This is a genomic window from Bradyrhizobium sp. HKCCYLS2038 (genome assembly GCF_051167655.1).
Taxonomy (GTDB): Bacteria; Pseudomonadota; Alphaproteobacteria; order Rhizobiales; family Xanthobacteraceae; genus Bradyrhizobium.
The window spans coordinates 48,656-63,536 of the sequence record NZ_JBNPTM010000015.1; the positions used below are offsets into that span (position 1 = coordinate 48,656).

The window sequence follows — 14,881 nt, forward strand, 5'->3', positions numbered from 1 at the left end:
TCCCTACTTGGACGCTGCCTGGGGAACACCGAGCTCCTCGTCGACCTCGTCCTCGAACGCACGCTTCTTGCCGGCGATAAAGCGTCTGTAACCCTCAGGATCGACCCAGGCGTTGACGCCCTCCGTCTCTGCCCGCTTCCGCTTGCCTTCGAGGTCGTAATACTCGTTGTGCTGTGCCAGCCAAATGTCCGGCTTGAGCATCTCGAGCGCATGGTGTGTGTTGCGGTAGTCTTCAGCGATCCCAGGGTAGGAAGGACCCTTGGCCAAGCGATACCCGGGATTGAAGCCGGCTCCGTCCGGAAAGGCCACCACGTAGGCCTTACCATCGACCACGAGGTTCGCGATCCAGGTGGTGGCCCCACGCGTGTGGCCGGGAGTGTGGTAGGCCGTCAGAAGCACATCGCCTAGTTTGACGGTGTCGCCGTCGCGCAGAACGCGGTCGACCTTGACGCCTTCGTAGGTCAGATCGTTTCCGTACTTGAAGTCATCACGGTCACCGCTCTCCATTGCAGCAACATCGTCCTTCATCACCGCCAGTTGAGCTCCGAACTGCCGCTTCAGGGCCGCGAAGGCTCCGGCATGGTCGATGTGGGCGTGGCCATTGATCATGACCTTGATGTCCTCGGGCTTGAAACCAAGCTTGCGGATCGAGTCTACGATCATCGGGCCTGAGGACGGCATGCCCGTATTCATCAGGACGTGGCCCTCTGACGTCGTGAACAGGAATACTCCCAATCCCTTGGTGCCGACGAAGTAGATAGGCCCGACGATCCTGACGGGCTCAGTCGGCTCTTCCCATTTCAAGGTCTTCTTGGCCAAGGAAACGAAGAGATTGTTGTCGTTCGCGAGCTGCTCCTTCGAAGGCACGTTCGGCGGCAGCGTCTGTCCCGCGGCCGGAACGACGATCGTGAAAAAGAGCGTCAAAGCTATTGCACGGATTGGATTGGACATGATCGCCTTCTCCATCACTGCAAGATCACCCTACCTCGATTTGCCCGCGCCGGCAGCCCTACTTGGCGTTTTTTCCAGACCCGACCATAGGATCGCGAGCGCTGCACTGCACACTCCAAGAGAGGAACTTCTGGTTGGGAACTACATCTGACGAAGCAAAGTCATTAGCGTGCTCATTTGGTGAATTCCCCGAGCCGGCAAAGCAACATCGAAACGCTAGGCGCCGCGACGTTTACCTTCAAGCCGGCATACGCTGCGGTCGTGCAGCCCTAAGCCCCAGACGGGGTGGACCAGTGGAACGACTGTGATTTGGAAGGACCTACCGCAATGTAGCGCGCCAGTTGCACGGAGCTCGCCCTTGCCGCGTGCCATGCGCTTTCCGGACAAATGGAGAAGGCTTAGGAAGCAGCGACCCAATTGCCCGGGCTCGATCCTGCGTTTCGCATCTCCGAGCTTGACGACTTGACACCAATCCGGCGGCCGGAGCATCGGGCCATTCTCACAAACGGCTTACGGCCGGCCGGTTTGCCCGAGTGAGAGGCGCGGTCGCCCCTGCTTGGACGCGCGCTTTCGCTTAAATCACGCGGAGCTACGATGCGTCCTTCTCGGGCCTATCGTCTGGCTCGCGAGCGGGCAGCCCCGACCAAGCCTGTTCTGACCCATTGCCGACATCACCTGCGGGTTCTATCGTTGGTTTCATCGTGGAATGGATGGAGACCGCCAGTGGCGTCGCCCCTGACGGTGAGGTCTCAAACCTGCGAGCTGTACGGCGGCAAGCCAATCGCTGAACGGGACATCCATCTACCTTTTCGCGAGCGAGAGTGACGGGTATGTTTACAGTCTATGGCGAAGGTCGTGGCTTCCGCGTTGTTTGGCTGCTCGAGGAATTAGGGTTGGCTTATCGGCTGCGCCCGGTCGATCTGCTTACCGTCGAGAATGATCGCGAATTCCTTGCGATCAACCCGGCCGGTTTCATTCCCGCACTCCAGGACGGCGAGACGATCATCCTCGAATCAATCGCGATTCTTCAGTATCTGCTCGCCCGCCACGGCTCAGCTTCGCTTGCCGTTGCCCCAAACGATCCCGCATTCGCGCCGTATCTGCAATTCCTCCACATGGGCGAGGCCGGGCTCGCCGGGCCGATGAACGCCGTCTTTGTCGGTCGCGAGCTGGCACCCGAAGCTGAGCGAAATGCCCAAACTACCCGCTGGGCACTAGAGACCTTCGAGAGCCGGCTGGGATTGGTCATCCGCCGCCTCGCAGATTATCCTTATCTCGCTGGCGACCGGTTCACTGCTGCGGACATCTCCGTGAGCTACGCACTCCTGCTTGGCCTGCGTACTGGCAACTACGTCCCCGGTCCTGTCGAGCGGGATTATCTCGCCCGCACGACAGCACGCCCTGCCTACGCCCAAGCGATGGAAAGCTGCCAGGTGACCAAGGCTTGGGCCGCGAGATCACCTGGATTGTAGGGCTCGTTGCGTGTAAGGCCGATCGAATTCACAGGATTGGCGCCGCGCTGACAGGATAAATAGATCAATCCCCCTGCGACCTTGACCCGAACGGAACTGCTGAACGTTCTCAATCCGTGCTGGCATCACGATTCTTCAAATACAGCGGGTGGGTGCTGTCCGTATTTGCCTCAATGTCTTGCCGATTTTGGGAGCGTCTGATTGGTTCAAAGGCCGGAACTGCCCCTTGGCTGCGACGTTCTGAATCCCGTTCCACGACGTCGGGAGGAGGAGCATGGAACGCCGTAGGGTGAAGCAAACGCACTCTCTTGAAGAGCGCCTGGCCGAAGAAGCCAAGCGCCTTCGCGCCGAGGCCGAACTACTTCCCCACGGGCCGGCACGCGATGAGGTGCTACGCAGAGCCCGCCAAGCCGAAACCGGCTCCCACATGAGCGAGTGGCTACGTTCTCCGGGGTTAAAGCCGCCCGACTGATTCCCATCATTGGAAGGTTTGCAGACTATTAACGAGCTCGGCTCTTGGCCCATCGCGGACTCTCATGCCGAAGCTGGCGACGTCTGCTCTTGGCCCCTGTACTAGCATTCACTCACTTGGTTCCAAATCTAGCCTTGCATGACTATGCGAATCTCGTCCGAACTCGATTTTGACGCGCTTCGATCGTGCCCCGCCCGGTCGATCCGGGCGGGACGCGATCGCTTCCTCAATCCGCCGTCTTGCGCGGCCGCGACCAGAGGAGCGTGTAGCCCTCGCCGCCTTCGTCGTCGAACAGGTTGGCGTAGATCGGGGCGTTGAACGAGGGGTCGTCAAGCTTGAGCGAGAGATAGTCGCGGCCCTCCTCGGAGCGGCGTGCCCAGGCGGCGCCGATCTCGACCCGGCCGGCGTAGACGCGGTGGCTGGGTGCGTTGTCGCTGGAGCGGGTGGCTTCGGGGACGATGCGCACGCCCTTGGCCTTGAGGCTCAGGGTGATGATCTCGCCCTGGAAATCGTCGCCGACCTTCTTGAAGGAACCGATGGAAGCCATGTTGTCTCTCCTTGGCTGGTTCGGGCCGCGACCACCGCGGCCTCGATGGCGCATGTCGGGCCGAAGGCGATCGACGGCGCACCCGAAGGGCTGAAGCGGCAGCGGAGGACGCCGGCGGCGAACTTTCTTGGTCCCGCGAGGAATGGGCGGCTTCGCACAGGGGAAGAAAGTTGGCCGGCGGCGTTGCGCTCAGGCGATCGAGGCGCAGCCGGTCTTCGGACAGATCAAGCCATAAGAGGCAAGGTGCGTCGCGAGCCGATCAGCTTCAGGAGAGACATGGGGACCTCGGCATACAAGACGTCCGCCAAACCAGGCGAAGAATAAGAAGGCCCCGATAAGGATAGCGCGTTGCGTGATCTGATCGATTGCGTTCCAGTATGATGAATGACATGGGTCCAAACAGCTTAGCTTGCGAGCCCCACTCGGACCGTCAAACCAATGCGCCAAGATGGCAAAGCTTCGGTTGCTCCCCATTTAAGAGCGTATTCGAGCTAGAGGAATTCGCGTGGCCTACAGAACAGACCGGACGCCCCAATACGACTTCCTGTCCGGTGGCGGAGAGATGGGCCGCCTCATGCTGGCGCACGACTGGTCGACGTCGCCGTTGGGCTCGCCGGACCGATGGCCTCAGAGCCTGCGCTCGGTGGTCGGGCTGCTGCTCGGTTCGAAGTTTCCGATGTTCGTTGCATGGGGAACCGAATTGGGATTTCTCTACAACGACTCCTACGCAGAGGTCCTCGGTGGCAAGCATCCAAAGGCGCTGGGTCGGCGTTTTTTCGACATCTGGTCAGAGATCTGGTCCGACATCGAGCCTCTGATCGACGCAGCCATGGCCGGCGAGGCGACGTATCGAGAGGATCTGCCGCTCCTCATGAACCGCAAAGGCTTCGCGGAGCAGACCTGGTTCACCTTCAGCTATTCGCCGGTGCGGGACGAAACCGGCCGTGTCGCCGGAATGTTCTGCGCCTGTAACGAGACGACAGCAAAGGTCGTTGCTGAGCGTCGGTCGCTGGAAGAACGCGAGCGGCTGCAGCGAATGTTCGAGCAGGCGCCGGGGTTCATGGCAATGTTGAGCGGGCCCGAGCATCGCTTCACGCTCACAAACCCAGCGTACCAGCAGCTGATCGGCCATCGCGACGTGGTCGGCAAGACGGTGTCCGAGGCGCTGCCCGACGCCGCGGCCCAGGGTTACGTCGAGCACTTGAACAAGGCATTCGCCACCGGAGAGGCGCTCATTTTCTCGAGCGCTCCTTATGCCATGCAGGTTGCACCCGGTGACCCGATCCGTGAGCGTTTGGTCGACTTCGTCTATCAGCCGGTCCGAGATGCGGCCGGTGACGTGACGGGCGTATTCGTCGAGGGCTACGATGTCACCGAACGCGTTCGCGCCGAGGCCGCGCTCCGCGCCAGCGAAGCGCGGCTGAAGCTTGCTCAGCAGGCGGCCGGAATCGGCGTGTGGGACTGGGACGTCGGCACAGGCGCTATCAGCTGGTCGCCGGAAATGTACGACATCCTTGGGCTCGATCCGGCGACGCATGCGGGATCGCCCTATGATGCGTGGCTCGCCATTCTCCATCCCGACGACCGCGACCTGGCCGACCGGACGGCGAGAGCTGCGGCGTCGAATGGCGAAGCCTTCAGCATGGACTTCAGGATCACGCATGGGAAGACGGGCGAACTGCGGTGGGTGCGTTCGCGCGGGGCGGCCGTGCGCGATGACCAGGGACGGCCCACCCGCATCGTGGGCGTGAACGTCGACGTGACTGGCGAGCGCCGGCGCGAGGAAGGACTGCGCGAGCTGGCCGGCGATCTGCAAAATGCGGTCGAGGCAAGCGAACGCGAGCGCAACCGGATCTACGACCTCAGTAACGACCTCTTCGCCGTCGTCGGGTTCGACGGCTTCCTCAAGACGATCAATCCGGCCTGGGAGCGACTGCTCGGGTATTCCCGAGCTGAGCTGCTGGCACGGCCGCTCACAGCCGTCATCCATCCCGACGACCTCGCCGCCGTGGGCAAGGTGATCGCCGCGCTCCAGGCGCGCGATCCATTGCAGCGGTTCGAGAACCGCCTGATCACCGCCGGCGGCGACACGATCTGGATCGCCTGGGCCGCGGTGCCGGAGGGCGACCGCTTCTATGCCGTCGGCCGCGATGTCACGAGGGAGCGCGAACAGGATGAAGCGCTGCGCCAGAGCCGAAAGATGGAGGCGATGGGCCAGCTCACCGGCGGCGTCGCGCATGACTTCAACAACCTGCTCACCCCAATCGTCGGTGCACTCGACATGCTCCAGCGAAGAGGTATCGGCGGTGAGCGTGAACAGCGGCTCATCGCCGGTGCGGTTCAATCGGCAGAGCGAGCCAAAACGCTGGTCCAGCGCCTGCTCGCCTTCGCCCGCCGACAGCCGCTCCAGCCGGTCGCAGTCGATCTCGGACAGCTGGTCGCCGGCATGGGCGAGCTGGTGGCGAGCACGACAGGACCGCAGATCAAGGTGGTCGTCGATGCGGAACCCGACCTACCGGCTGCCAAGGCCGATCCCAACCAGCTCGAAATGGCGGTGTTGAACCTCGCGGTGAATGCGCGCGATGCGATGCCGCTCGGCGGGACGCTGCGCATCTCGGTGCGCGCCGCGACGGTCGGTCGCCAGCACCGCTCGAACCTCAGGCCCGGCTCCTATCTGCATCTCTCAGTCGCGGATACCGGCTCCGGGATGGATGAGCTGACGCTCTCCCGCGCGATCGAACCCTTTTTCTCCACGAAGGGAATTGGCAAGGGAACAGGGCTCGGCCTGTCCATGGTGCACGGCCTTGCGACCCAGCTGGGCGGCGCTCTCACCATCAACAGCACCCCGGGCATCGGCACGAACGTCGAACTCTGGCTGCCGCAGGGAAACGCGCGAGCCGAGGCGCCATCTGCCCTTGATCGAGAGCCGAGGCTCGCTGCCTGGCGCCGCGGGACCGTGCTGCTCGTCGACGACGAGGACATCGTTCGGTTCAGCACCGCCGAAATGCTGATCGAACTCGGGCACGAGGTCGTTGAAGCCGGTTCGGCCGAAGAGGCGCTCCGGCTGCTGAATGGCGGCCTTTTGCCTGATGTCGTGGTGACGGATCACCTGATGCCTGGAATGTCTGGCACAGAACTGGCCCGGCACATCCAGGCCGAGCGTCCCGGCGTGAAGGTTCTGATCGTGTCAGGCTATGCCGAGGAGATCGGTATTGCGCTTGATCTCCCAAGACTGACAAAACCTTTTCGGAATACGGAATTGGCTGCGAGTCTGGCTAGCTTAGGTCAATGACATCTTGACCATGTGGGACGCTAGCTGCCTTGGCTCCACACCTGAATTGAAGCAGCGTCGAGTCGTTCTTACTCATACGACAACAGACTAATTCGTCGAGTCCTGCTTGGCAAAGGGACCGGTTAGGTGTCCCAGTCTAGCTCTATAGCCGCGAGGAGTGAGGAGACCAATCGCCTTCGCGCTTGGACCGCGGAGGGCTTCGCAAATCCTGACTGAGCAACTGCTGCAGAGCATATCCAGCGACCAGGAGCGCACCTGACCATCCAATGATCTCACGCCAGAACGGAGAAGGCCCGACAAGCAAGGCAGCGCCCAACGCGGCTTGATGACCGGCAACCGCTGCTGGGATGAGAAAGGCGGCTGCCACGATCCCGCGGAGCAGAAATGATCTCGAAGCGGAGAAAAGAAGACGGCCAATTGACAACGTGAGAGCGGCGGCGGTGATGCCGGCAGCGAATGCCGCGCCGACGCCGAGACTTGCATTGAGGACCGCCATGCCGACAGTGACCGCGACAAAGAACGGCAGTGCATGAACCGCAAGCTTGAACAGCGCGCGGCATAGGAGTCCGACGCTGACCAGTCCGAGGATGAGAGCAATCGCGAGCATGGCGGTGGCCTCCGTGCAAAGCTGTGACGGGATGCGCCTTCCACCACCACCGCGGCGCAATCCAAACACGATGCATCGTGATTTGGACGAAGTTGAGGAGAGTCACGCGAACGATCGAGGTGGTCCACGCAAGAGGTAGAAGAGCGGCGCTCATGCGCCGCCCTTGCCGAAGGTCCAGACGGGAATGCCGAGACGACGGGCTTTGTCGGCGAGGTTGCCTTGGATCCCCGAGCCCGGGAAGACCATCACGCCGATCGGAAGCGTCTCCAGCATGGCGTCGTTACGCTTGAACGGCGCGGCCTTGTTGTGCCTGGTCCAATCGGGCTTGAAGGCGATCTGCGGCACCTTGCGGTTTGACGCCCATTTGGAGGCGATCAGTTCGGCGCCCTTCGGCGAGCCACCATGCAGGAGGACCATGTCCGGATGCTTGGCGTGGACCTTGTCGAGACGATCCCAGATGAGGGCGACGTCGTTGAAGTCCGGCCCGCCGGTGAGTGCGATCTTCGGCCCCGCCGGCAGCATGACCTCGGTCTCGGCGCGGCGCTTGGCGGCGAGGAAGTCGCGGGAGTCGATCATAGCCGCCGTCAGCGTGCGATGGTTGACCTGGGAGCCCGCTCGCGGCCGCCAGGGTGACCGCGTATGCAGCTCGAAGGCCTCGGCGGCGAGATCGCGGAACAGCTCCAGAGCGGTGCGGCGCTCGACCAGCGACAGTCCTTCCGTGGTCAGGCGCTCGAGCTCCACGGAGCGGACCTCTGAGCCGTTCTGCTCACGCTGGCTAGTCCGCTGCGCCTGCTCGTTGTCGTCGAGCTCGCGCTCGGTGCGCATCGTCGCGCGGTGGAACAGGTTGACAGTCGACCAGAGAAGATCTTTCAGTTCGGGTTCGAGGCGGGTGTCGGAAAGCGTCGCCACGAGCGCATCGAAGATGTCGGCCACTGCGCCAGCGATCGCCCTGCCCTCCGGCAGGGGCCGCGGATCGGGCTCGTCGTCGAAGGGCCGGTAGCCGTGCAGCTGTAGTTCGACCAAGGCGTAGTCGGTCGTCGATTGGCTGCGGCGCGGGTCGTGTGTCTCGTCGTGCTGGTCGGACATGGTCATCTCGTCTGTGATCCCTGACCGCGCCGATCGCGGCCTTCCATGGCGATCTCAAAGACGGCGGGCGGACCGGACCAGAACCCGCTGATCCCCTTGGGAGCAGCGGGCCGGAGCGACAGCGGAGGATGGCGGGGCGCGGCTATTTTGCTTCGCGATGCAAAGGCCCGCGCGCGGGCCGGCGGAAAATAGCGGCGCACCGCCATTGCCGGACCGGGCAGGCTGCTGTCCGATCGCCTCTGAAGAAGGCCCCGGCGCGCTTTCAGGGGGCACAGACGATGACCCATGTCTGAGGACAGTTCACGAGCGCCACACGAGCCCGTGCATCCGGTCGAGGCCCAAAGCCTTGCCTCGCCCGGAGCGGTCGCCATGCCCGCACGAGCACAGGATTGGCGCTGGACTGTCTAGGAGCTGGTCTGTCGCCGAGGACAGGAGATTTTCCGTTCAGCTCCTCGCAGTAAATTCGGGAAGCAAGGACGGTGAACCGGTTGGCTTCGACTTGGCCAGCCCTCCCACGCCCTAGGCCGGCGTTCCTCGCCTCAGGGGCTCCGGCTTTTTGCCGTCCGGGAGCATCTGCTGAAGATGATCGTGCACGAGGTCGGCACTGAATGGCTTTGGGATGAAGGTCGCGCCATCGGGAAGCTGTCCCGGCTCCGGCTTCACCCGGCCGCTCGCGACGACGATTGCGATCTCCGGCCAGTTCTGAGCCGCATAGCGCGCAAGCTCGAAACCGTCCATTGAACCGGGCATGTCGACATCGGTGAACAGCAGCGTGATCGACGCGCCATCCTTGTCCAAGCGCGCCTTTGCCTGGTCGCTGTCGGCCGCCTCGTGGCAATGAAAGCCTGCATCAGCGAGGATCTCGCAGGCGTACATGCGGATCATGCTGTCGTCTTCTACGACGATCGAATGAGGCGTGGCGGATGACACGACAATCCTCCCGGCAGTGGGATCGCTGTACATTCAGCGAGACGCAAACCATTGGGCCGCATGTTCGTTCCGGTCGGCGACCTCAGTGTCTTGAGGCCGCGCCTAGGTGAAGCGCGCACTATCTTCGGGCAGGAGCTGAGGGCGCAATATGTGCTGGAGCTGGACTTTCCCGAGCAGCCGCAGATCCTCATTGAAGTCCTCGAGACGAGGACATAGCGCAATTGCCTCGATGCCAGCGTCGAGCGCCCGTGCCGTCAGAGTCTCAGCGGCAGTCATGCCAGCCTGATCTGCGTCGACAGCGACATAGAGCCGGCGCAGCGTGGCCGGCCAGAGCAGCGTTGCGAGGTGGTTGGCCGAGAGTGCGGCGGCAACTGGCAAGGACGGCAGGACCGTCCGCAACGACAGCATGGTCTCGATCCCCTCACCAGCCGCCATGACGTCGTCGGCCGTCCCAAAGCGGACGGCGTTTCCCAACAGCTCTCCCATGGCCCGCCGAGGCGTATCGATCGGCGCCTTGCCGAGCCGTCGATCATCAAAACCGTCAGGATCGAGCCAGGTGCGGTGACCCCCGGTGATCCGCCCCTCAAGATTGGTCACGGCGGCAATCAGGGCCGGCCATGTCTCGACCGTCGTGGCATCATCCGGGCGATAGAAGCATTGCGGATGGAAGCGCAGAGCGTCGGCGCCGGCGGGCGGGTCGATATCGCGATTACGCAAATACAATTCGCCGAGGGTGCCAGCGAGCGGCTGGGCCATCGCAAACAATCGGCGAGCCCTCTTCACCGGGTCTCTGGGGCGCCGGAAGTCCTTTCCCAGAGCCGGCGGCTCCCGCTGCGAGGCCGGCAGCTTCAGAAACCGCCGCGCCTCCTCGGCGATCTCGCGAAAGCTGCGCAGTCCGCAAGTCTGGCCGATCACGTCGAGCAGATCACCATGTTCACCAGTTGCGGCATCAGTCCATTTTCCGGCCGCTCCCTTCGCGGACGCCTGCAGACGCACGAACAGCGAGCGACCGGGTGTGTTGTTGACGTCCCCGACGAGCCAATAGCGTCCCTCGCGCTTTCCGTTGGAGAGATAGTGACGGCAGACCGCCTCGGCCTCACGCGCAAGCCGGCCTGCCAGCTCGGATGCATCGCTCATCAGGGCTGCTCCCGCCCACGAACACCCGCGATTGGAAATCGCTCCAGCACCTTGGCGAGGATGGCAGCACCGCCCTCGCCCGTCGGCACGAACATCCTGAGCTTCCAGGCGATGATCTCACCGAACAGTCCATAGGCTCGGAGACAGTCGCTGAGTCCATCGTAGACCCCCGCGAGCTCGATCCGAGTGGCGTCCATGACGCGGACGCGACGAAGCTGCAGGCCTTCTGCGAGATCGAGCACGCACCCGTCACGCAACAGCGCCGAGAACGCGTCATCTGCCGCAAGCGACGGCCCCTCCGCTGACGTCGTCGTCACCCAGCTCAGCGGGACCTTACGCCCGATAATGCGCTCGCCGGCGTCGGTCTGGAGGCGATAGACCCGGGTGGATTCCTGAGGCAGCCGCTTCCAAATCGGCAGCAGCAGCCCCGTGACGAGATAGATCGTGCTGGTCGTGAACTCGGAAATGGACGCGAGCTGTGCGCTCCAGCCCGCGTTGAACTGCTCACGGTCGGTCGCGACCCAACCCTGCTCGGTGAGCTTGGCGACCGGCAGGGTCTGCCGGGCCATCGGTCCGATCAGATGGACACGCTGCTCGATCTCGCCATCATCCAGGAACCAGCTCGGCGCGGGCATCTGGATTGCGGTCCGTCCGGACCGACCATGACGCACCGGAACAGCACGACGTTGCAGCAGCCGCTCCAGGGCCTCTTCCAGCGGCATCGGCCGGTTGCGGTCGCGCTGAGTGATGGTGACGAGATGGGTCTCTGCGCCGGTAGCCGGATGCGTGTAGATCGTTCGCCGCTCCTTGATGACGAAGCTTTCGGCACGCAGCGTCTCCAGACCTACGTCGAGAGTGCCGGACGCGATCGCGCCCTCGATCCGCGCCGCAAGCAGCTGCTCGAACACCGTGAACAGGATGTTCTGCAGTTCGATCGTCAGCGCCAGCAAACGGTTCAGAAACGTCGTGATCGGCGGCAACTCGTCACGCAGGCCATTCTCGTCCGTGAGCTTCAGGCCCGTCGCCTGTTCGAAGCGCTGTAGCGAGCAACTCCCGACTTGGCCGCGGACCAGGAGCCCATAGAGCTGCCGTAGGGCATCGCGCGCGTGCGGGCTCTCCAGATTGTCCTCCGGGCGGAACAGCCCCTGCCCGCCGGTCTGACGCTGGCCGCGGGTGATCGCTCCGAGCGTGTCGAGCCGGCGGGCGATCGTCGACAGGAACCGCTTCTCCGCCTTGACGTCGGTGGCGATGGGCCGAAACAGCGGCGGCTGGGCTTGGTTGGTGCGGTTGGTCCGCCCAAGCCCCTGGATCGCGGCATCCGCCTTCCAACCGGGTTCCAGGAGATAGTGCACCCGTAGCCGCTTGTTCTTGGCCGAGAGCTCCGCATGATAGCTGCGCCCGGTGCCGCCGGCATCGGAGAAGATCAGGATCCGTTTCTGGTCATCCATGAATGCAGCGGCCTCTGCGAGATTGGCCGAGGCCGGCCGCGTCTCGACCGCAAGCCGATCACGGATCCGAACGATCCGTCTGGACCGTCCCGTGATTTCGGCGACCAAATCCGTGCCGAAACGCTGCACGATCTGGTCGAGCGCGCCAGGTACAGGCGCCAGCGACGCCAGATGCTCGATCATCTCATTACGGCGCGCCACCGCCTCACGGCTCTCGACCGGCTGGCCATCGCGATACACCGGGCGCGAACACAGATTGCCCTCGCCGTCGGTGAACGGCTCGTAGAGCTGCACCGGAAAGGAATGGGCGAGATAGTCGAGGACGTATTCGCGGGGCGTGATGTCGACCTGGACGTCGCCCCATTCGTCGGTTGGGATCTCGGCGAGCCGGCGCTCCATCAGGGCTTCCCCCGTCGAGACGATCTGAATGACGGCGGCATGGCCGGCTTCGAGATCTCGCTTGATCGCATTGATCAGCGTCGGCGTCTTCATCGAGGTCAAGAGATGCCCGAAGAAGCGCTGCTTGGCGGATTCGAAGGCCGAGCGCGCCGCCGACTTGGCCTGAGCATTCAGCGTCCCGGTTGCGCCGGTGATGTTGGCCGCGCGCATCGCAGCCTCGAGATTGTTGTGAATGACCGCGAACGCATCGGCATATGCATCGTAGATCCGGACCTGCTCGTCCGTGAGCCGGTGCTCGAGGAGCTCGTATTCGATACCCTCGAAGGAGAGTGATCGCGCGGTGTAGAGGCCGAGCGCCTTGAGATCGCGCGCCATCACCTCCATAGCGGCCACCCCACCCTCCTCGATCGCCGCCACGAAATCCGCCCGCGTCGGGAACGGGAAGTCTGCGCCACCCCACAATCCGAGCCGCTGGGCATAAGCGAGATTGTGGACGGTCGTCGCCCCCGTCGCCGAGACGTAGACGATGCGAGCATTCGGCAGCGCGTGTTGCAGCCGCAAGCCCGCGCGGCCCTGCTGTGAAGCCGCCTGCTCCCCGCGCTCGGCCTTGTTGCCCCCGGCATTCTGCATCGCATGGCTCTCGTCGAAGATGATCACGCCATCGAAATCGCGTCCTACCCAATCGACGATCTGGCGGATGCGCGAAAGCTTCTCGCCCTTCTCATCGGTTCGTAGCGTGGCGTAGGTCGTAAAAAGGATGGCTTCACCCAGCCGGATGGGTGTGCCCTGCCGAAAGCGCGACAGCGGCGTCACCAGGAGCCGCTCCATGCCGAGCGCCGCCCAGTCGCGCTGGGCATCCTCGATCAGCTTGTCGGACTTGCTGACCCAGATCGCCCGGCGCCGGCCCTTCAGCCAATTGTCGAGCAGGATGCCGGCGACCTGGCGTCCCTTGCCCGCACCGGTCCCATCGCCAAGGAACCAGCCGCGCCGGAAGCGCACCGCTCGGTCGGCATCATCGCCAGCTACGCGGACCTGATCGAAGGTCTCATCGACCATCCAGGAGCCTGCGAGGAATCCACTATGCGCCTCTCCGGCATAGATGAGGCTCTCGAGCTGCGCCTCCGAGAGAACGCCGTTGCTGACGAGCTGAGGCAGTACATGCGGCAGATAGGTGGGCTTCGGCGGCATCACCGACGCCATCGCCGCCGATTGCACCAGCTTCGTCGGATGAGGCTTTGCGCCTGGGATCATGATCGACTGCAGCTGATACGGCTCATAGAGCGCCTCGGTCAGGCGAGGCCCGTCCTCGGGCAGATCATCCACGAGTTCATAGGCGAGCTCGCAGGCGGCGGGCTCGCGGGTCGGCGCCGGTGAACGTTCGCAGACAGCAGGCGGGACGCGTCCTGCTCTCGCACGGAGACCAACAGGCTCGCTCGCCTGCGCGACAAGGCGGCCCGCCATCGGCAGCCGTGGCGGCACCAGCGCCGTGATCCAGTCGAGCAAGGTCCTGACATCAGGGGCCATCCCAGCCGATTGTGGAAGCACGCGAGGATCCGGCGCCGGCTGCTTGTCGATCACGATCAAGCGCGTGGCGGTCGTCGTGCCCTGTCGTGCGTAGACTGCGCCATCGATTGCTGCAGAGAACACGACACGACCTCGCTCCTGCAGGCGTACGAAGGCATCCGTCCAGGTTGGATTGTCCGGCGCAAAGCCAGCGGCCGTGATGGCAACCAGGCGCCCGCCCTCTCCGAGCCGCGCGAGCGCCGAAGAAAGATGGCGCAACATTGTATCGGCCTGAGGACGATCCACGATCACCGTTGCCGAGAACGGCGGGTTCATCAGGACCACGCTCGGGACGCACGCCCTATCGAGATAGTCATCGATCTGCGCGGCGTCGAAGCGCGTCACGGTCAGCCCTGCGAACACCAGATCGAGCAACGCCGCGCGGCTTGCAGCGAGCTCGTTGAGCACAAGCGAGCCGCCGGCGAGCTCGGCGAAGATGGCCAGGCTCCCCGTCGCTGCGGACGGCTCGAGCACGCGATCGGCCGAGGTCACTTGTGCCGCTGTGGCTGCGGCAAGCGCCAAAGGCAGCGACGTCGAGAACTGCTGAAGGGTCTGGCTCTCCATCGAGCGCCGGGTATGGCTCGGCAGAAGCGCTGCGATCTTGCCGATCGTCGGCAGCAAGGCGGAGGGACTGCCATTGCTGGCCTTGATCATCGCCCGACCGTACTTGGCCAAAAACAGAACGGCGGCGATCTCGCAAGCCTCATACGCCGTCTTGCAGTCCCAGCTGCCCTCGGCGTCACTGGAGCCAAAGGCGGTCTGCATGGCGTGGCGCAGGCATCTCGCATCGATGCGCTCGCCGCGGACAAGGCTTTGGAGCAGCAGCTCGGCCGCACGATGGATGGCTTTGGCGCGTGCAAGGAGTGCGAAGGGAGCCGTGTGACAGCTCGTCTCGGTGACCATGGCAAAGAACCTCAAGGGAGAGCGAGGATGCGGAGGTCCGCCGAACGCTCTCTCTTGTCAGGCGGCCTCACCCG

10 protein-coding genes are annotated in these 14,881 nt (G+C 63.7%); 3 read left to right on the forward strand and 7 right to left on the reverse strand.

Annotation, left to right across the window (positions count from 1 at the left end; translation table 11 throughout):
* Positions 1-3: 3 nt before the first annotated feature.
* Positions 4-951 (reverse strand): subclass B3 metallo-beta-lactamase, encoded by a 948-nt coding sequence (bla, locus tag ACQR1I_RS35000; RefSeq protein ID WP_434871239.1) that lies wholly within the window; start codon positions 949-951, stop codon positions 4-6.
* A gap of 830 nt (positions 952-1,781) precedes the next feature.
* Here bla and ACQR1I_RS35005 point away from each other — a divergent pair.
* Positions 1,782-2,423, forward strand: a complete 642-nt coding sequence (locus ACQR1I_RS35005) for a glutathione S-transferase family protein (protein ID WP_434871240.1) — start codon at positions 1,782-1,784, stop codon at positions 2,421-2,423.
* Positions 2,424-2,697: 274 nt separating this feature from the next.
* The gene (locus tag ACQR1I_RS35010; protein WP_434871241.1) at positions 2,698-2,895 is read left to right on the forward strand and encodes a hypothetical protein; all 198 of its coding nucleotides are present in this window, start codon (positions 2,698-2,700) and stop codon (positions 2,893-2,895) included.
* A 226-nt stretch (positions 2,896-3,121) separates the two neighbouring features.
* On the opposite strand, the gene ACQR1I_RS35015 is transcribed toward ACQR1I_RS35010, so the two are convergent.
* A complete protein-coding gene (locus ACQR1I_RS35015) occupies positions 3,122-3,442 on the reverse strand; it encodes a DUF736 domain-containing protein (RefSeq protein WP_434871242.1) in 321 nt (106 codons plus the stop codon).
* Between the two features lie 562 nt (positions 3,443-4,004).
* On the opposite strand from ACQR1I_RS35015, the gene ACQR1I_RS35020 reads away from it, so the two are divergent.
* Complete coding sequence (locus ACQR1I_RS35020) at positions 4,005-6,734, forward strand: PAS domain-containing protein (protein WP_434888879.1); 2,730 nt, start codon at positions 4,005-4,007, stop codon at positions 6,732-6,734.
* A gap of 142 nt (positions 6,735-6,876) precedes the next feature.
* Here the strand turns inward: ACQR1I_RS35020 and ACQR1I_RS35025 are convergent, their stop codons facing one another.
* The 5 genes from ACQR1I_RS35025 to ACQR1I_RS35045 all read right to left on the reverse strand — a co-directional run bounded on the left by ACQR1I_RS35025 (position 6,877) and on the right by ACQR1I_RS35045 (position 14,807).
* A complete protein-coding gene (locus ACQR1I_RS35025; RefSeq protein WP_434888878.1) occupies positions 6,877-7,341 on the reverse strand; it encodes a hypothetical protein in 465 nt (154 codons plus the stop codon).
* 150 nt (positions 7,342-7,491) lie between these two features.
* Entirely contained in the window at positions 7,492-8,427 is a 936-nt protein-coding gene (locus ACQR1I_RS35030; protein WP_434868462.1) for a DUF2493 domain-containing protein, read from the reverse strand.
* A 519-nt stretch (positions 8,428-8,946) separates the two neighbouring features.
* Positions 8,947-9,390 (reverse strand): response regulator, encoded by a 444-nt coding sequence (locus ACQR1I_RS35035; RefSeq protein WP_434868463.1) that lies wholly within the window; start codon positions 9,388-9,390, stop codon positions 8,947-8,949.
* Between the two features lie 69 nt (positions 9,391-9,459).
* Complete coding sequence (locus ACQR1I_RS35040) at positions 9,460-10,497, reverse strand: DUF7146 domain-containing protein (protein WP_434868783.1); 1,038 nt, start codon at positions 10,495-10,497, stop codon at positions 9,460-9,462.
* Positions 10,494-14,807: a strawberry notch-like NTP hydrolase domain-containing protein gene (locus ACQR1I_RS35045; RefSeq protein ID WP_434868464.1), complete on the reverse strand. Its 4,314-nt coding sequence runs from the start codon at positions 14,805-14,807 to the stop codon at positions 10,494-10,496. Before ACQR1I_RS35045 ends, ACQR1I_RS35040 begins: the two co-directional genes overlap by 4 nt.
* Positions 14,808-14,881 lie beyond the last annotated feature (74 nt).